The sequence below is a fragment of the Desulfacinum hydrothermale DSM 13146 genome (genome assembly GCF_900176285.1).
Classification (GTDB): Bacteria; Desulfobacterota; Syntrophobacteria; order Syntrophobacterales; family DSM-9756; genus Desulfacinum; species Desulfacinum hydrothermale.
The window spans coordinates 42,036-60,110 of record NZ_FWXF01000018.1 but is presented as its reverse complement, the minus strand read 5'-3'; the positions used below and the strand labels follow the sequence as shown (position 1 = coordinate 60,110).

The 18,075-nt window shown below is 63.9% G+C and carries 16 protein-coding genes; 9 read left to right on the top strand and 7 right to left on the bottom strand.

The features are described from left to right. Positions 1-69: 69 nt before the first annotated feature. The 5 genes from trpD to trpA all read left to right on the top strand — a co-directional run bounded on the left by trpD (position 70) and on the right by trpA (position 4,823). The gene (gene trpD / locus B9A12_RS13780) at positions 70-1,089 is read left to right on the top strand and encodes an anthranilate phosphoribosyltransferase (RefSeq protein ID WP_084058690.1); all 1,020 of its coding nucleotides are present in this window, start codon (positions 70-72) and stop codon (positions 1,087-1,089) included. Between the two features lie 98 nt (positions 1,090-1,187). Then, a complete protein-coding gene (gene trpC, locus B9A12_RS13775) occupies positions 1,188-1,994 on the top strand; it encodes an indole-3-glycerol phosphate synthase TrpC (protein WP_084058689.1) in 807 nt (268 codons plus the stop codon). 93 nt (positions 1,995-2,087) lie between these two features. After that, positions 2,088-2,738, top strand: coding sequence for a phosphoribosylanthranilate isomerase (locus tag B9A12_RS13770; RefSeq protein WP_084058688.1), 651 nt, complete (start codon positions 2,088-2,090; stop codon positions 2,736-2,738). After that, complete coding sequence (gene trpB, locus B9A12_RS13765) at positions 2,735-3,928, top strand: tryptophan synthase subunit beta (RefSeq protein ID WP_084058687.1); 1,194 nt, start codon at positions 2,735-2,737, stop codon at positions 3,926-3,928. The genes B9A12_RS13770 and trpB overlap by 4 nt, the downstream gene beginning before the upstream one ends. Before the next feature lie 40 nt (positions 3,929-3,968). Next, a complete protein-coding gene (gene trpA / locus B9A12_RS13760; RefSeq protein ID WP_084058686.1) occupies positions 3,969-4,823 on the top strand; it encodes a tryptophan synthase subunit alpha in 855 nt (284 codons plus the stop codon). A gap of 154 nt (positions 4,824-4,977) precedes the next feature. Here trpA and B9A12_RS13755 read toward each other — a convergent pair whose 3' ends face one another. From B9A12_RS13755 to B9A12_RS13735, 5 genes are all read right to left on the bottom strand, one after another. Continuing rightward, on the bottom strand, positions 4,978-6,267 hold the full coding sequence (locus B9A12_RS13755; RefSeq protein WP_084058685.1) for a BPL-N domain-containing protein: 1,290 nt from the start codon (positions 6,265-6,267) through the stop codon (positions 4,978-4,980). Positions 6,268-6,301: 34 nt separating this feature from the next. After that, positions 6,302-8,032 (bottom strand): FAD-dependent oxidoreductase, encoded by a 1,731-nt coding sequence (locus tag B9A12_RS13750; protein ID WP_084058684.1) that lies wholly within the window; start codon positions 8,030-8,032, stop codon positions 6,302-6,304. A gap of 27 nt (positions 8,033-8,059) precedes the next feature. Further along, a complete protein-coding gene (locus tag B9A12_RS13745; RefSeq protein WP_084058683.1) occupies positions 8,060-8,320 on the bottom strand; it encodes a hypothetical protein in 261 nt (86 codons plus the stop codon). A 434-nt stretch (positions 8,321-8,754) separates the two neighbouring features. Continuing rightward, positions 8,755-9,471 carry an N-acyl homoserine lactonase family protein gene (locus B9A12_RS13740; RefSeq protein WP_084058682.1) on the bottom strand — a complete coding sequence of 239 codons (717 nt, stop codon included), beginning with the start codon at positions 9,469-9,471 and terminating at the stop codon, positions 8,755-8,757. A gap of 444 nt (positions 9,472-9,915) precedes the next feature. Further along, the gene (locus B9A12_RS13735; protein ID WP_084058681.1) at positions 9,916-11,250 is read right to left on the bottom strand and encodes an AAA family ATPase; all 1,335 of its coding nucleotides are present in this window, start codon (positions 11,248-11,250) and stop codon (positions 9,916-9,918) included. A 274-nt stretch (positions 11,251-11,524) separates the two neighbouring features. Between B9A12_RS13735 and ispG the strand changes: the two genes are divergently transcribed. Continuing rightward, positions 11,525-12,604, top strand: a complete 1,080-nt coding sequence (ispG, locus tag B9A12_RS13730; protein WP_342752495.1) for a flavodoxin-dependent (E)-4-hydroxy-3-methylbut-2-enyl-diphosphate synthase — start codon at positions 11,525-11,527, stop codon at positions 12,602-12,604. 20 nt (positions 12,605-12,624) lie between these two features. Continuing rightward, positions 12,625-14,769, top strand: a complete 2,145-nt coding sequence (locus B9A12_RS13725; RefSeq protein WP_084058705.1) for a RelA/SpoT family protein — start codon at positions 12,625-12,627, stop codon at positions 14,767-14,769. Positions 14,770-15,036: 267 nt separating this feature from the next. Here B9A12_RS13725 and rpmB read toward each other — a convergent pair whose 3' ends face one another. Then, positions 15,037-15,231 (bottom strand): 50S ribosomal protein L28, encoded by a 195-nt coding sequence (gene rpmB / locus B9A12_RS13720; RefSeq protein ID WP_084058679.1) that lies wholly within the window; start codon positions 15,229-15,231, stop codon positions 15,037-15,039. 336 nt (positions 15,232-15,567) lie between these two features. Beyond that, positions 15,568-16,908, bottom strand: coding sequence for an NAD(P)/FAD-dependent oxidoreductase (locus B9A12_RS13715; protein WP_084058678.1), 1,341 nt, complete (start codon positions 16,906-16,908; stop codon positions 15,568-15,570). A gap of 393 nt (positions 16,909-17,301) precedes the next feature. Between B9A12_RS13715 and B9A12_RS16735 the strand changes: the two genes are divergently transcribed. Then, positions 17,302-17,436 (top strand): entericidin A/B family lipoprotein, encoded by a 135-nt coding sequence (locus B9A12_RS16735; RefSeq protein ID WP_139796641.1) that lies wholly within the window; start codon positions 17,302-17,304, stop codon positions 17,434-17,436. Positions 17,437-17,659: 223 nt separating this feature from the next. After that, positions 17,660-18,025, top strand: coding sequence for a PilZ domain-containing protein (locus tag B9A12_RS13705; RefSeq protein ID WP_084058676.1), 366 nt, complete (start codon positions 17,660-17,662; stop codon positions 18,023-18,025). The last annotated feature ends 50 nt before the right edge of the window (positions 18,026-18,075 follow it).

The following is an 18,075-nucleotide window of genomic DNA, read 5'->3' as shown; positions in this document are numbered from 1 at the left end:
CCTCACGTCCAGAGCCGCACGATGACTTTCATGCCCAACGATAGACAGCCTTTGGGAGGAGAGATCGCCATGTTTCAGGAGAGCCTTCAAAAGATCACATCCGGAACGGATCTCAGCGAAGAGCAGATGAGCTCGGTCATGGACGCCCTCATGTCCGGCGAGCTCACGGAAGCCCAAATCGGGGCCCTCATGGCCGCCCTGGCCACCAAGGGGGAAACCTTTGGTGAACTGGCCGGGGCCGCCCGCACCATGCGCCGCAAGGCCCACCGCCTTCAGGTGTCGTCACCCACGGTGGTGGACACCTGCGGAACGGGCGGCGACGGAGCCCAGACCTTCAACATCTCCACCACGGCGGCCTTCGTGGTGGCCGGCTGCGGGGTCACGGTGGCCAAGCACGGCAATCGGTCCGTTTCCAGCCGATGCGGCAGCGCCGACGTGCTGGAAGCCTTGGGGGTGCGCCTGGATGTGGACCCGGAGATCGTGGAAGAGGGTATCGGACGGATCGGCATCGGATTTCTCTTTGCGCCCCTCTACCACGGGGCCATGAAGTACGCGGCCAAGCCCCGAAAGGAGGTGGGCATCCGCTCCATCTTCAACATGCTGGGCCCGCTCACCAACCCGGCCGGCGCCAACTGCCAGGTGCTGGGCGTCTACGCGCCCCAGCTCACGGAAATGTTCGCCCAGGCGTTGAAACTTCTGGGAGCGCGACGAGCCTTCGTGGTCCACGGCCACGACGGGCTGGACGAGATCACCGTGTGCGCCCCCACCCGAGTGACGGAACTGAACGACGGCCTCGTCCGCACCTATGAATTGGACCCCGAAATGATCCTGGGACGCACGGCCGATCCCGACGCCCTTCAGGGCGGGTCGGCGGAGGACAACGCGGAAATCCTTCGCAACATCCTGGCGGGGGAGAAGGGACCGCGCCGGGACGTGGTGGTCCTCAATGCCGCGGCGGCCCTTGTGGCGGCCGGAGCAGCGGACCATCTCCACCAGGGGGTGACAAAGGCGCAGGAGGCCATCGATACCGGCGCCGCCCAGGCCAAGCTGGAGGCCCTGGTCCGATTCACTCAGGAAAACGCGCCGTGAGGATCCGCAATGGGTCGCGCTTTGGGAAAGAACCGCCCGAGAACCCATAACCGGGAATCAAAAAGGGAAAACCAATAACCGAAAAAACCGGATGCCCCATGGGAATTCTTTCCAAGATACTGGAAGTAAAGCGTCGGGAGGTACAAGAGGCCCGGCGCCGGGAGCCCCTTTCCCGGCTGCAGCGCCGGGCACAGGAGGCGCCGCCGGCGCGCCCTTTCGTGGAGCGCCTGTCCGCTCCGGGCCCTGCAGGTGCCAACGTGATCGCCGAGATCAAGCGGGCGTCGCCGTCCAAGGGCACGATCCGCTCCCACCTGGATCCGCCCTCCCATGCCTGGGCCTACCAGCGCGCCGGTGCGGCGGCCCTTTCCGTCTTGACGGACCGGTCGTTCTTCCAGGGCTCGGAGCAGGACCTTCAATCCGCCCGGACGGCCGTGAGCCTGCCCGTGCTTCGCAAGGATTTTGTCATCGATGAATACCAGATCTATGAAGCCCGGGCCATGGGAGCCGATGCCGTCCTTCTGATCGTTCGTGCGGTCTCCCCGTCCTTCCTGCGCGACGCCTTGTCGCTTTGCCGGGAACTGGGCCTGGGGGCGTTGGTGGAAGTGCATGACGAGCGGGAGCTGGAAACGGCCCTGGCTTGCGACGCTCCGCTCGTGGGCGTCAACAACCGGGATCTGGCCACCTTCCGGACGGATATCCAAACGTCCATCCGATTGAAGACCCTGCTCCCGGCCCATACGCCCCTGGTGGCCGAAAGCGGTATCGGCAGCCGCCAAGACGTGGAAACGCTTTTGGAGGCGGGAATTTTCAACTTCCTGGTGGGCACAAGCCTGGTGCGGGCGCCCGATCCCGAAAGGGCCCTGCAGAGCCTGCTGGGGACCGCCCCCACGCGCCAAGGGATCTAAAACAATGGCGACCGGGTCCATGAGGAATGAAGGGAGGGGCCGGTTTTCATTTCTCGGGTCTCGGTCGGCGGACGACAGAAGGCGGGACGAAGGATGGAGATCAAGATTTGCGGCATCACGAGACGGGAGGACGCCCGGTTCGCCGCGTCGTTGGGCGTGGACGCGGTGGGATTCGTCTTCTATGCCAAGAGTCCCCGGTATGTGGACGGGGAGGCGGCCCGGGAGCTGGCGGCGCAGCTTCCGGAATCGGTGGCGAAGGTGGGGGTCTTCGTGGATGAACCCGCGGAACGGGTCGCGGAGATTGCTCGCTTGGTGGGCCTCACCCACGTGCAGCTCCACGGCGGGGAATCTCCGGAAGAGGTGGACATCCTGAAATCGGAAGGCCTTGGAGTCATCAAGGCCCTTTTCGTCAATCGGGCCCCCGGCCTGGACGATCAAAGGCGCTACCACCCCGCGGCGTTCCTGGTGGAATGTGCGGGGAGAAGCCGGCCCGGCGGGAACGCCCTTGCCTGGGACTGGGCGTCCGTGAAAGGCCGCGTACAACACCGGCCCTTCATCCTGGCGGGAGGGCTGGATCCGGCCAATGTGGAGTCGGCCGTGCGGGCGGCCCGCCCCCAGGCGGTGGACGTGAGTTCCGGGGTGGAAGCGCGCCCCGGGGTGAAGGATGCGCGGAAGATGGAAGAATTCGTGAACGCGGTGCGGCGGATGGAACCGTCCGCGGCGCAAGGGAGGATCTTTTCATGACGATGCAGACGGCTGGTCAGAACCTGCCCGATGTGCGGGGCCATTTCGGACCGTACGGAGGCCGTTACGTGGCCGAAACCCTCATGCCGGCGCTGTTGGAGCTGGAGGAGGCCTACCTGGAGGTCCGGACCGCGGAATCTTTCCAGAAGGAATTCCGCGATCTCCTGGAAGAGTACGCCGGGCGTCCCACCCCGCTCTTTCACGCCCGCCGCCTGAGCGAGGCCTGCGGCGGGGCCCGGATCTATCTCAAGCGGGAAGACCTGACCCATACGGGGGCACACAAGATCAACAACACCCTGGGACAGGTCCTGTTGGCCCGGTACATGGGCAAGCGCAAGGTGATCGCCGAGACGGGCGCCGGTCAGCACGGCGTGGCCACGGCCACCGCCGCGGCCCTTTTCGGCATGGAATGCAAGGTCTTCATGGGCACGGAAGACGTGCGCCGGCAGGCTCCCAACGTGCGCCGCATGGAACTGCTGGGGGCCCAAGTGGTTCCCGTGGCCTCCGGCACGGGGACCCTCAAGGACGCCATGAACGAAGCCATGCGCTACTGGGTGGGGGCCGTGCGGGATACCTTCTACGTCATCGGATCGGTGGCCGGGCCCCATCCCTATCCCCAGATGGTCCGCGATTTCCAGAGGGTGATCGGCGACGAGGCGCGCCGGCAGATCCTGGAACGGGAAGGGCGCCTTCCGGACGCACTGGTGGCCTGCGTGGGGGGAGGCAGCAACGCCATGGGCCTCTTCTTTCCCTTTCTGGACGATCCGGTGGACCTGATCGGAGTGGAAGCCGCCGGTGAAGGGGTTCCGACGGGCAAGCACGCGGCCACCCTGGGGGCCGGTTCGGTGGGGGTTCTCCACGGATCCAAGTCCTACGTGCTCCAAGACGAAAACGGCCAGATACGCGAAGCCCATTCCATCTCGGCGGGACTGGATTACCCGGGTGTGGGCCCGGAACATGCCTGGCTCAAGGAATCGGGCCGGGCGGCCTATGTGTCCGTCACCGACCGGGAGGCCCTGGAGGCCTTCCGGCGCCTGTCGCTGCTGGAAGGCATCATTCCGGCTCTGGAAAGCGCCCATGCCGTGGCCCATGCCATGGTGGAAGCGGCGCGGCGCGATGGGCACCAGATTCTCATCGTCAATCTTTCCGGGCGCGGCGACAAGGACCTGGGGATCGTCTTTCGGGAGTGAAGGGACAAGAGGCACGGGACAAGGTGAAAAGGACGGATTCATGAGTCGATTGGGGCAAGTGTTCAAAGAGTTGAGACAGAGGGGCGAAGGCGCGCTGGTGGGGTTTGTGACGGCCGGGGATCCGAACCCGGAGACCTCCTTGGCGCTCATCCGGTCCATGTGTGAGGCGGGCCTGGACGTACTGGAACTGGGGGTGCCCTTTTCGGATCCCACGGCGGACGGCCCGGTGATCCAGCGCTCGTCGGCTCGAGCGCTGGGCCAAGGCATGACCCTGGAAAAGGTTTTCGGCCTGTGCCGGGAAATTCGGCGCTTCAGCCGGGTGCCCGTGGTGATCTTCAGCTACTACAATCCCATCCTGGCGGTGGGCCCCGACGCTTTTTACGAAAAGGCCGTGGACGCGGGAGCCGACGGGGTCCTGGTGGTGGATCTTCCTCCGGAAGAATCCCCCGAGATGCTGGACGCCTGGAAGGGCAGAGATCTGGATCTCATCCGCCTGGTGGCGCCCACCACACCCACCCCGCGCATGGAAGCGATCACCCGGGAGGCGTCCGGGTTCGTCTATCTCGTTTCCATGACGGGGGTTACGGGAAGCGCCGGGCTGGATCTTTCGGAGGTGGAGGCCACGGCCGTGCGCCTGAAACAGGTCACGTCGCTGCCCGTTTGCGTTGGATTCGGGATTTCCAAGCCCGAGCACGTGGAAGCGGTCTGTGGAGTGGCCGACGGGGCCGTGGTGGGAAGCGCCTTTGAGCGGCTGATCGAGGAAAACCTGGAAACGAAAACCCTGCCGGACCTGATCGGTTCCTACACCCAACAGCTCAAGGCCGCCACGCGAAAGACGCTTCTGGGTGCCCAAGGGAATCCAGCGGGCCATGCGGCCGGGGTGACGTCGGGATGAGACGCCCCTGGACTGATCCGGCGCATCCTGCGGAGGGCCGTTAGCGCCTTTGGTTTTGGGGCTGGGTTGTGAGGGGTGCGGCCGGGCCCTGCGCAGGCCGGCCGGCGCATCACGAATCCGGAACTGGAAAGGGATAGGGCGGGGTCCGTGACGGTCAGAAAAGGACGGATCCCGCCAGGGCCCGGTACAAGAGGTGGTCCAGGATCTGAAACAGAGAGCGGCTCAGGCCTTCGTGGCTCATGTTTCGGCCGAAGAGCTCCTTTCTCAGGCCGTCCACCGTGGGGTTCACCGACTGAAGCTTGGAAAGCGACCGGTTCTGGCCCGCCGCCCTTTCTTCCAAGAGGAGACGCTTGGCCTTTCGGCAGAAGATGTGCGTCCTTTCCGCCAGTTTCCGGCTCGGGCCGTCCCAGGCGGGGTCGGGATCGCCTTTTCCGCGCAATTTTTCCATCTCTTCCAGAAGGAATCGCAGGCACACGGCGAGCGACCCGTATTCCAAGCCGCGAAGCCCTCGCTGCCACTGCAGGAGCCAAGGCCGACGCCAACGCCAGAGCAGATTCCGTTCCCCGAAGGCGATGAGCGATTGGGCGTCCTGGTGGGCCCTTTGAACGGATTCCAGGGCGCTTTCACCCGGCGGTCCCCAGGATGCCCCATCCATCGGGGGCTCCCCGGGGCCGGGCGGGCAAGCGCCGCTGCGGGCCGTTGCGACCCATTCCAGCATGTTCAAAAGAAGCCGGTTTCCCCAAGCACATCCGGGTGTTTCCAGGTGGGGATAGGACAGGATGATCCGTCCGCGGCCCAGGGGGGCTGTCACAATGGCGGGTTCTCCCAGCAACCGTTTCGGGTTGAGCGCGATGCCGTAGTCTGCTTCCCAGGCATCCCAGTCGCCTTCGTGGGCCTGTACGTCCGCATACCTCAGGTCGGCCACCTGGAAGTCCTCGGCCGGCCCGTGGTAGGCGGCCAGGATCTCCACCGACGCCGGGTCGGAGACGGCGAATTGGGAGGGCCACCAGATGGAGACGGGAATCTGCGGGGGAAGATCCCGCCAGCAGGGGTGCTCGGAACGGCCCTGGACCCAGACCCCTCCGCTGACGTTGGGAAGGCGTTCTGCCAGGGGCTTTCGGCCGACCGAAGTGAGCCCCAGGGACGACGGGCTGGAAAGGGCCAGACCGGCGCCGCCGCAAATTCCCAAGTACGCACCCCCCCCTTCCACGAACCGCCGGACGGCCTCCCGGCCTTCCCGGTCCAGGGCCTGGGCCTTGTGGGTCGCCCATCCGCCGGGAACCACCAGGACGGAAAAACGCTCCAGGATTCCCCGGCGGATCTGGGACGCCGTCACGAGCCGAAAGGGAACGTCCAGGCACCGAAAGGTGTCCACGAAAAGAAGGCCCCAGACCAGGGACTGGTCCCAGAAAAGGGCCACCGGTGTTCTGCGGGTATCGATCATCGGGGGTGGTTCTCGGTTTTCGGTTCTCGGGCGGTCATTCACCACTTAAATCGACGATGCCCGATTTCTTGATGGCCGCCACGCCGCCCTGCAGGTTCAGCGCGTTGGTGATTCCGGCCTTTCGCAGCTGCAGGAGGGCCTCGTAGGAACGCACGCCGCTGTTGCAGATCAGTACCAGCTGCTTGTCCCGGGGAACCTGGTCCAGGCGCTCTTCCAAGGTTTCCTGGGGGATGTTGATCCACCGGTCGCCGAAGCGGGCCACGAAGGGAGCGGCGTTCTGGGGCCCGCGCACGTCCAGGCACAGGATGCGGTCGTCCTGACCGTGGAAGAAAAGGTCTTCGAACACTTCCGGATCCAGGGGGCGGTTGAGGCCGTCCAAAGTGTTTTCCGCCGTATTCCCCAGCGCGTTGACGATGTCCATGGCCGATGCAAAGGGAGGCGAGTAGGCCACTTCCAGATTGGACAGGTCCTCCACGGTGCCCCGAGCGGCCATGATGGCCGCCACGGCGTTGACCCGCCCCACCAGGGCGTCCCCGTTGTGGCTCACGCCTTGGATACCCAGCACGCGCCGGGTCCGCCGGTCCACCACGGCGGCCAGGTACATGAGGTCCTGGGTGGGATAGAAATGGGCCCGATCCGCCTGGACCAGCAGCACGAAGAGCGGATCGAAGCCTTCCTCCCGGGCGGCCTTTCGGGTGAGGCCCGCCGTGGCCACGGCCAAATCGAAGATCTTGACGGCGAAGGTGCCCACCGATCCGGGAAAACGGGCGGAGCCGCCGCAGATGTTGGTGCCGATGACCCGCCCCTGGCGGTTGGCCAGGGATCCCTGGGGGAAGTGGAAGTGCCGGCCCGTGATCTGGTGCATCACCTCGATGCAGTCGCCTCCGGCGTAAATAAAGGGATCCGACGTTTGGAGCCGCTGATTGACCAGGATCCCGCCCCGGGGCGATACGGCCAGGCCGGCGTTTCGGGCCAACTCTCCGCTGGGGCGCACCCCCACGGCGGTGATCACCAGGTCCGCTTCCAGTTCGCGGTGGTCCGTGCGCACCACCAGGGGCCCGTCGCCCTCGGCGGGGGCCGCCACTTCCCGGACCGTCTCGCCCAGGTGAACCGCCACGTCGTGTTCTTCCAAGTGCTTGCGCACCATGCGCGCCAGGGACGTATCCAGCACGCCGGGAAGTACCTGGGGAGCGATCTCCACCAGGGCGGTCTCCACCCCCCACAGGTCGCTCAAGGCCTCGGCCATCTCGCAGCCAATGGCCCCGGCACCCACGATCACCGCCTTGTCCACTTCCCCCTGGGCGATCTTTTCCTTGACCGCCACGGCCTCATGAAGGTTGCTCACGCTCGTCACCCGGGGATGATCCAGGCCGGGGATGGGCGGCCGGTTGGCCACACTGCCCGTGGCCAGCACCAGGTAATCGTAGGGGAGGTCGTCTTCCTGGCCGGTGTTCAGGTCCCGGATGCGGACCGTCTTGGCCTTGCGGTCGATGGATTCGGCCCGAGTGCGGGTGAGAACCTTCACCCCCTTGGCCTTTTCGAAGAACTGGGGATTGCGGAGCATGTGGAAGCTGGTGCTCATGAGCTCACTCACATCGCTCACATCCCCCGAGATGTAGTAGGGAATGCCGCAGCCTCCGTAGGAGATGTATTCGTCCTGGTCCACCATGGTCACGTGAAAATCGGGGCGAAGACGCTTGATGCGGCAGGCCGTCTTGGGCCCCAGCGCCACCGCTCCGATGATCACAACCCGAGTCGTCGCCATAGCTGCCTCCCGTGTTCGGACGCCGCCCTACTGATTGCCGAAGCCCCGGATGGCTCCGCAATCGGGGCAGGTCCAGGTGATGCCGTTGCAGGTCATGCCCCACAAATTCTCTTCCATGCAGTCGGAACAGATCATGAACCCACAGGGGCAGGTCCAGCAAAAGGGCTGTTCCGTTCCGCACGTGGAGCAGACGTAGCGTTCGGGGTGCCGGCGCCGGCGCGGCCCCTTGCGCCCCTGTCCCGCCTGGGACGCCGCCTTATCGGCATCGAATCGTTCATCCTTGTCCATGGGTATCGAAAAACCTCGCGCATCTCCGTGACGCTGTGCCTTCCGCCACGGCAAGCTGAGGGGGCGGGTCTCCTCCGCCCCCCTGTTCCCAGGTTCCGAAAGCCGCCTTGCATGCCTTGTCGTGGCGGATTCGCTCCATGGGTCGTCTTCCGCCCGTCTCCTTTTGAATCCACCCGCGCAGGCACTCTTAGGAGCTTGTCTGACAATGGTCCCTTGGCCTTTCTGACAAATGCAATTCAACCGGGCCATGTGATGTTGCTTGAGCTTTGTCGGGGCGGGTTCGGAACCCGCCCCCATGGCGGCCTGGCCAGGCCGACCGCACGGGCCCACAGGGAGCTCTGGGCATTTTCGGACAGGCACTCTAGGGGTTTTTCTCGTTCCGGGCAACCCCCATGGCCGTTCCCACTCCGGTGTCCGTCCGTGCCCGTTTCCCGTTACCCGGGGATCGACTTCATGGCACCGACGCGCAGGTCGTGCAGGGGGATGAGGATGTCGGCCATCTGGCGAATCTTCTGGATGCTGTCGTAGGCCGCCAGGGCATCCGTGTGGACGCCCGGTGTGATGGCGGGGCCCGTGGCGGGGAAGTTCTTGTGGTTGCAACAAAAGCCCGTGATGATGGCTCGGCCCGCCGAGGTGTTCACCGCCACCGATTGTCCCCCCGGCGTATGGCCGGGCGTGAAGATGAGGTCGATCCCGTCTCGGAACGCCACGTCCCCGCGAACCGTCTCCACCTTCAGACCGTCCAGCAGGTCCGGGTAGTACCGGTGGTCCAGGGGATGGGGATTCCGGAAAAAGGCGTATTCCTCTTCCTGCACGACGATGGTGGCGTTGGGACACTTGGCATCGTTTTCACAATGATCGTTGTGCAGATGGGTGTGGAGGATCACGTCCACATCTTCGGGACGCAGCCCCACCGAGGCCAGGGCGTCCTCGAATTCCAGAATGTCCAGGTTGTAGGTTTCCCCCACATGATCGGGCACCATGAACTCCTCCAAGCCCGTATCCACCAGGATCGTTTCATCCCCTTCCTGGATCACGAAGACGTAGATGGGAATCCAGATCCGTTTGCCGTAGTCCTTGAGATAGGTCATGATGCCCTGGTCCGTTTCGTTGGCTCCCACTACCAGCGGTCGAATGGTGTACTCGCGCATGTGGCACCTCTCTCGGCTTGATCTCCTTGGGCTCTCTCATATCAACCTGGAAACTACCTGTCACAGGTCATGGAAAAAGGCAAGTGGTCTTCCAGGCAAGGGGGACCGTGAAGCAAAAGAACGGCATGTGGTGAGTGGTGAGTGGTGAGTCGGGAGTGGAGAGGGGTGGCTATTCCCGACCCGAAAACCGATGTCCGCGAGCTGAGAACGGAAAAGAGAGAATTGGACACTTGAAATCGCTGAATCCGGCGCCGTCTCTGTCAGGTCTCGTACGGCCTTTCGGCTTTTTGGTGGATTTCCAACGGGTTGAAATTCCACCGTACCTTGGGGTGCTTTTGGGGTTCTCAGGCAGTCTCGCAGGGGCGGGGTCGGAACCCGCCCCTGGTGCCGTTTCCACCGGATGGCCGGGGATCGCAACGGGAGGTCTTTCGATTGCGGAAAGCATCACCGGGTTTTCAGCCGGGGTCCCTGGGGCGACGCCGACCGAGTGCCTTCCAATCGAATGATTTCCACGGACGGCGGGGGCGGAGGGAGGACGCTGGGGGTGGAAACGACGCGGGTCTGGGCGTTCCGTTCCAAAAGTGCGGGGGATCGGAAGGGCTTTTCTTCCCGGGGCGGAGGCGCCGGGACATCTTTTGCGGCAGGCCCTTCCGTCCAAGCCGGCTCTTCCAGGGGCACCAGGGATTCGGGAATGGGCAGGGGCTTCAAAATGCGCTGGCGCGTTGAAGGATCGGTCCTTTTGGAAGGTGCCGGCGGGGGAGGGGCCTCAGCGGCGGAAGGGGGCTTCGAAGGGGCCGGCCGCGCTTGGGCGGGGTCCTGGGCTTCCATCCCGGAAAAGAGGGCGGGCAGTCGGTCCCTGGCCCAGCCCAGGATCCTCTCCTGGCCGCCCGTGTACCAAAGATAGGCCGCCCCCGCCACCAGGGCGCAGGCCAGCACCGCCGTCACCCATTTCCAGGAGCGTCTCTTGTGGACGCGCCCCTCCAGGTCGTCCACCACTTCCCGGATGATCCCCGGGGTGATGGTCTTCCGGCCGTAGCCGAAGCCCGTGATGAGGGCGTTGTCGCAGATGATGTTGATGCGGCGGGGAATCCCGGCCGCCTCCTTCACGATCCGTTTGAGGGCCGAGTCGGTGAAGATCGTTTTCTTGTGCACCTGGACCAGGGAGAGCCGATGCCGGATATAGTCCAGGCTTTCCTGGCGGGTCAGGGGCTTCAGCTTGGTTCGGATGACGATGCGCTGCTTGAGCTGGCGCAGCTGGTGGAGGTTGAGGGTCCGTTCCAGTTCCGGCTGGCCGATGAGGATGATCTGGATCAGCTTGTCCTTGGTGCTTTCCAGGTTGGAGAGCATGCGAAGGTTTTCCAGCGTTTCTACCGGCATGTTCTGGGCTTCGTCGATGATGAGCACCACATTCCAGCCTTCCTGGTATTGGCGGATGAGCTCCAGGTGCAGGTGGTGCACCAGCTCGTGGGTGTCCCCGTCCGGGGGCTCCATGCCCAGTTCCCGGTAGATGGTCTTGAGCAGTCCATCGAAGGAGACGTTGGCGTTGAAGACCAGTACCGTCTTGATCTTTTCCGGGTCGTAGCGTTCCAGGTAGGTGCGGACGATGGTGGTTTTTCCCAGGCCCACTTCTCCGGTGATGGTGATGAATCCTTTGCGCTGTTCCACCCCATAGACGATGGCGGCCAGGGCCTCCTTGTGACTGGGGCTCAGGTAGAGGAAATCGGGATCCGGTGTGATGTGGAAGGGCTCAGCCCGGAGGCCGAAAAAATCAAGGTACATGCGACGAATCCTTCATCTTGGGTCGCAACACGCCAATCCTAAGGCGTAAGCTGGGGGGGCGCCCGCGGCGGCTGGGCGCTCACCTTCCCCCTCGCCTGCCTCCCTTCCCGCAAGGGAAAAAGGAAACAGGGGGTGTGGGTTGCGAGAATCGGTCAATTGAGCTTTTGATAACAGAAGTCTGGCATTCCCGCAATGTTAGGGGCGGCAAATGTGCTTGCTGATCCGTTGCGGGGTGGCTAGAATTTCGGCAAAAAACCAGGAGGTCCCGTTGACATTGCTCAAGCCTCGAAGGCCCACCCGCCGCCTCCACATCGGATCCGTTCCCATCGGAGACGGCGCTCCCATCGTTGTGCAATCCATGACCAATACGGACACCCGGGATGCCGGGGCCACCATCGCCCAGATCCAGCGCCTGGAGCGGGCGGGGTGCGAGCTGGTGCGCGTGGCCGTTCCCGACCGGGAAGCCGTGGAGCGCCTGGCCCAGATCAAGGCTTCCGTGTCGGTGCCCTTGGTGGCGGACATCCATTTCGATTATCGGCTGGCCCTGGGGGCGTTGCGGGCCGGAGTGGACGGCCTGCGGCTCAACCCCGGCAACATCGGAGGGGCAGACAAGGTCCGCCGGGTGGCCCAGGAGGCCAAGGCGCGGGAGGTTCCCATCCGGATCGGGGTCAACAGCGGATCGCTGGAAAAGGATCTGCTGGCCCGTTACGGAGGGCCCACGGCGGAGGCCATGGTGGAAAGCGCGCTGCGCCACATGGCGCTGCTCCAGGACCAGGGCTTTGAGCTCATCAAGGTGTCGTTGAAATCTTCCGATGTGCTCACCACCCTTTCCGCCTACCGTCTCCTGGCGGAAAGGACCGACGTGCCGCTGCACCTGGGGGTGACCGAAGCGGGAACGCCCGTGCAGGGGGCCATCAAGTCGGCACTGGGCATCGGTCTGCTTCTGGCCGAAGGAATCGGCGACACCATCCGGGTGTCGGTCACGGGGGAACCCGAGGAGGAGATGCCCATCGCCTACGGCATCCTGCGGGCCCTGGGCCTTCGCCGGCGTGGCGTGGAGATCATCAGTTGTCCCACCTGCGGCCGCACGGAATGGGACCTGATTCCCCTGACCCAGCAGGTGGAAAGGCTGGTGCGCGGCGTGGCCACGCCATTGAAGGTGGCCATCATGGGGTGCGTGGTGAACGGCCCCGGAGAAGCCCGGGAGGCGGACGTGGGAATCGCTGGGGGCCGTGGGACCGGCATTCTCTTCAAGAAGGGATGCCGGGTCCGAAAACTGCCCCAGGAAGGGCTGTTGGAGGTGCTGTTGGCGGAGATCGAGGCCATGACGGGGGAGTGCCTGCCTCGGGCATGAGGCCGGGAAGGGAAGGTGCTGTGGAATACTTCCAGATCGAGGATCAGGTCTTGGGCTATTTTCCCGAAGCGGACGTGGAGCTTCTTCGCAGGGCTTACGCCTTTTGTGCCAAGACGCATGAGGGCGCGGCCCGCCTGGCCCGGGAACCCTACCTGGAGCACCATCTGGAGGTGGCCGGGCTCATGGCGCGGCTCCACATGGACGATCAGACCATCGCCTCGGCTTTCTTGCACGACTGCCTGGATGACCACAGGGCGGACGAGGAGACCCTGCGGGAGCTCTTTGGACAGAAGGTGGCCCACATCGTCTCCGGGGTCCAGAAGATCTCCCGGTTCCGGCTGGAAGAGGGCAAGGAAAAGCAGGCGGAAGTGCTACGCAAGATGATCCTGGCCATGACCCGGGACGTGCGCGTGATCCTCATCCGCCTGGGCGACATCCTCCACGACGTGCGGGTGCTGGAGCGCTTTTCGGAAGCGAAGCGGAAGACCATCGCGCGGGAGGCCCTGGAGATCTTCGCGCCCCTGGCCAGTCGTCTGGGCATCGACTGGATGAAGGTGGAACTGGAGGACCAGAGCTTTCGGGAGCTGTATCCGGAGGAGTTTGCGCGCCTCCAGAGCCAGATGGCCAGGACCCAGGAGGAGCGCCGCGGCTACATCGAGGAGGTGCGCGGCATCCTGGCTGAAAAGCTCCGAGAAAACGGGCTCTCGGGAAGAATCCTGGGGCGCTCCAAGCACCTCTACAGCATCTACAAAAAGATGGTCAGCCAGAACCTGGAGCTGGACCGCATCTACGATCTCATCGCTTTCCGGATCATCGTGGATACAGTTCCCGCCTGCTACGAGACCCTGGCCGTGGTGCACGCCACCTGGGAACCCGTTCCCGGTCGTTACAAGGACTACATCGCCAAGCCCAAGCCCAACATGTACCAGTCGCTGCATACCACGGTGGTGGGCCCCCACGGGGAACGCATGGAGGTGCAGATCCGAACGGAGGAGATGGACCGGGTGGCCAATGAAGGCATCGCCGCCCATTGGCTCTACAAGGAAGGCCGGGTGCTGGAAGGCGTGGACAGCCAGGAGACGGAGCGGTTTTCGTGGCTGCGTCAGCTGCTGGAGCCGGAACGGGGCTGGCGGGATCCCAAGAGCTTCTTCGAGGGCCTGGAACTGGATCTCTATCCCGACGAGGTGTACGTCTTCTCGCCCCAGGGGGACATCAAGGTGTTGCCCCGGGGATCCACACCCATCGACTTCGCCTACGCCATCCATTCCGAAGTGGGCCACCGGTGCGTGGGCGCCCGGGTGAACGGCAAGATCGTTCCACTGCGCACCGAGCTGCAAAACGGCGACAGTGTGGAGATCATCACCGCCGCCAAGCACAAGCCCAGCAAGGACTGGCTCAACTTCGTCAAGACGAGCAAGGCCCGGAGCCGCATCCGCCATTGGATCAAGGCCGAGGAACGGGATCGGTCCATCGCCATGGGCCGGGAGATGTGCGAGCGGGAATTCAAGAAACGGGGCCTGAACTTCAACCATTACATCAATTCGCCGGAACTGGCCGAGGTGGCCCGCCAATTCTCCCTGCAGTCCGTGGAAGACCTGCTGGCCAGCGTGGGCTACAAGAAGGTCTCTCCCGTGCAGCTCATCGGCCGCCTGCCCCTGCCGGAAGCAGAAGAACCGGCCGAAGAAGAGCGCCTGCCGGAACGCCGGAAGCCGTCCAAGCCGGACGAGGGCATTCGGGTCCAGGGCGTGGACGATGTGCTCTTTCGCATGGCCAAGTGCTGCAATCCGCTGCCCGGGGAGCCCATCGTGGGCTATGTCACCCGCGGCCGGGGCGTGACCATCCATCGCCGATCGTGCAAGAACGCGGGCCAGGAAGGCGACGACCGGCGCATCGACGTGCAGTGGGACACCGGGGAGGCCCAAACCTATCCGGTGGACATCAAGGTGGTTTACGACGGCGACCGGGCCACCTTCGGGCTTCTCAGCAACGTGCTGGGCCAGATGGATGCGCCGGTGAACGACGTCCAGATCAGTCGAACCGCCAACGGGCTGGCCCAATGCCGGCTCAGCATCGAAGTGCGCGACAGCGAACACCTGAACCGGGTCATCACCGCCTTGAAGAACGAAAGCAGCGTCTTCCAGGTGATCCGAAGCCGTGACGGCTGAAAAAGGGCCGGGATATCAGGCGTCATGACCGGGGCGCCAAAGGGGATCGGGGGGGTATGGCCTTACGCTGATGCCCCCTGCCATGGGCATGAGCTCCAAAGCCAGAGGCGCCCGTTGCGGTCGGTCCTGGACAATGGGTGGTGCCGCCCCAGTCCAGAGAAACCGAAAACAGAAGCCCAAGAGCCCAAGAAAAAGCCCCTTTGGATCCGGAGGTTCCGGTCCGAAAGGGGCTGGAAAAATCTCTGGTCTCGCCCAAGCGGTGCGAACTCAGGCCGGCTTCACCACCAGGCCGGAGCGGATGCAGCGCGTGCAGACACGGACACGACGCACCGTGCCGTCCTGGCTCACATGGCGGACCCGCTGCAGGTTGGGATACCAGGTGCGCTTGGTCTTGTTGTTGGCATGGCTCACGTTATGGCCCACATGAGGCGTCTTTCCACAGAATTCGCATTTTCGGCTCATGGTTGTGTTCCTTTCCGCGGTCTTTTCGCTAACCAACTGAATAATCTATATTTTCTCGCATCGCGCGATTCACTCCCGACGAATTGCTTTGCTTAGCATACCCTGCGGCCCATCGCAAGGGCTTTTTGCCCAGGGGCGATCCACGTCGGTTCGGGGTTTTTCTGTTCTCGGTTTACCATCGATCCCCTTGGACCCACCGGCCGTTCCTCACCGCAGGCGTGGGACCCCGTTGGAAACCAACGGTCTTCGCCGTTTGGATGCCTGAAGGCCGAACCCCTTCCGTCACCGTGTTCCGCCCTGGGTTTGCGGGCGATTCCACGATTCACGACTCACGACTCACGACTCACGACTCACGACGGCCAGGGCCGCCAGCATACCGCTCACGGACGCCTGCAGAAGTCCGCGGGTAATGCCGGCGCCATCGCCCACGGCAAAGAGGTTGGTCACTTGGGTTTCCAGCTCCGGCGATACCTGGATGCGGTTGGAATAGAATTTCACTTCCACGCCGTAGAGGAGCGTGTGGCGCGAGGCGGTTCCCGGAGCAATCTTGTCCAGGGCCTGGAGCATCTCCACGATGCCCAGCAGGTGCCGGTAAGGAAAAACATAGCTCAGATCGCCGGGGACGGCCCGGCGCAGAGTGGGCCGGGTGAGGCAGCGGGCGATGCGTTTGGGGGTGCTGCGGCGGCCGGCCATGAGGTCGCCCAGGCGCTGGACGATGACGCCCTTACCCAGCAGGTTGGCGAGCCGGGCGATGTAGCGGCCGTAGGCGATGGGATCGTCGAAGGGCTCGGTGAAGGCGCTGCTCACCAGCAGGGCGAAGTTGGTGTTAGAGGTCTTCTTTTCCGCATAGCTGTGCCCGTTGACGGTGAGCATGTCGCCATTGCTTTCCTGGACCACCTCGCCGTACGGGTTCATGCAGAAGGTGCGCACCTTGTCGTCGAAGGTCTTGGAGTAGTAGATGAGTTTGGATTCGTAGCTGATGTCCGTGATGTCCTTGAAGACCACGGCGGGAAGTTCCACCCGAACGCCGATGTCCACAGGGCTTGCCTGGCTGGCGAGTCCCAGGGCCTGGGCCTGTTCCTTCATCCACGGGGCTCCCGATCGCCCCGGGGCGGCAATGACGTACTGGGTGCGCACCACCTGGCCCGTGGAAAGTTCCACGGCCCGCACGGCGCCCTCTTCGGCGAAGATTTTCACCGCACGGCACTGGGTGCGGATTTCCACCTCCTTTTCCAGGAATCGCTTCAATCGGTCCAGCACGATGAGGCAATTGTCCGTGCCGATATGGCGGATCTTCATGGGGATGAGCTCCAGGTCCGCCAGGCGTGCGCGATCGGAAAGGGCTTCCATCTGCGGGGTCATCTCCCCGTAGAGGCGGTCCGGAGCACCGAAGCGCACGTAGAGGCGATCCGCTTCCAGGAGCAGATCCTGAAGGGCGGCGGTACCCACAAAGTCGCCCAGAAAACCGCCCACTTCCGGCGACAGGGTGAGCTTGCCGTCGCTGAAAGCGCCCGCCCCTCCCCAGCCGCAGAGCACATCCTGGGCCCTCTTTTTCCGGTCGTCCAGATCCTTTCCCTGTTCCACCAGAAGCACCGGGCCCACGCCCGCTTCGGCCAGGGTGAGGGCCGCAAAGATGCCCGCCGGCCCTGCGCCCACAATCACCACCTTGTAGTCCATGGCTTGCCGTCTCCAGATCCGTTGGGGCCGTGGGGAGTGATAAGGGTGGCTTTCACTTCCCACTGGCCATCATTTTCATCCTTCTTTGTTCCTGCGTCCTGCCATGCCCGTGTATCCCAAAACGGGCACCTTGACAAATCCTTTGGGGCTGGTAGCTCTAGGGGTCCGGCTGACGATGGTCTCTTGGCCTTTTTGGCCTTTCTGACAAATGCAATTCAACGGTGCTATGAGATGTTTTTTGCGCTTTGTGGGGGCGGGTTCGGAACCCGCCCAAGGCCGGCCTGGCCAGGCCGAGGGTCCACAGGGAGCAATCCGGGCGTTCCCAGACAATCTCCTGGGGCGAAGGTGCTTGAGAATGCGGCAAAACACGAAGGTTCGCAGGAGGAAGGCGCAATGAAACGATGGTTGGTCTGGTGTGTGGCTCTGATGCTGGCGGCAGGATCCCTGACGGCCTGCAATACGGTGAAAGGCATTGGAAAGGACCTGAAATCGCTTGGAAGGGCGATCGAACGAGCTTCCGGTCCATGAGGCCCCAGGAAACACCGGGAGAAGGCTCCGTGCGGGGCTGCCTGGACCGGAAGGACTGGCGCGGCGTCCCCGCGACAGCGCAGGGCCAAGGCATCCAATTCACAGTGTATATCTGGGAAATGGGGAGCGATTGCACCCTGAACGGCGGTCCAAATCATCCTTGCCCCTGGATCTCGGACGTGGGTAAGGATAATCTAAGGCAGTGAACAGGAAGGGGGCGGGAATGGACCGCGGGGAGCGAGACAGACGAAGACAGCGGCGGTTTCCTCTGAAGGAAGGCGTCTTTGCTGCCATACGACCCGATTTCTTGCGGGTGGGGCGGGTCGTGGACGCCGGAAGGGGGGGCGTCGGCTTGGCCTACGCATCGGACCTGGGGCCTCTCGAGGCAAACACGGTGACAGTGGACCTTTTCACCGATGATACCGACCGGATGATCCCAAAGGTGCGCTGCCGGGTGGTCTACGACAGGGGGGAATCGCCGTTGAGCCAAAGGAATATCCGGTGTCGGCGCATTGGCTTGCAATTCCTGGATCTACCGGACCACCAGCTGCGCTTTGTCCACGAATTCCTGGAATCTCACCGGGCCTGATCGGTGCGGGTGGGGGCCATGCCGCCTCTGGGAGCCTGATCCGCCAACGG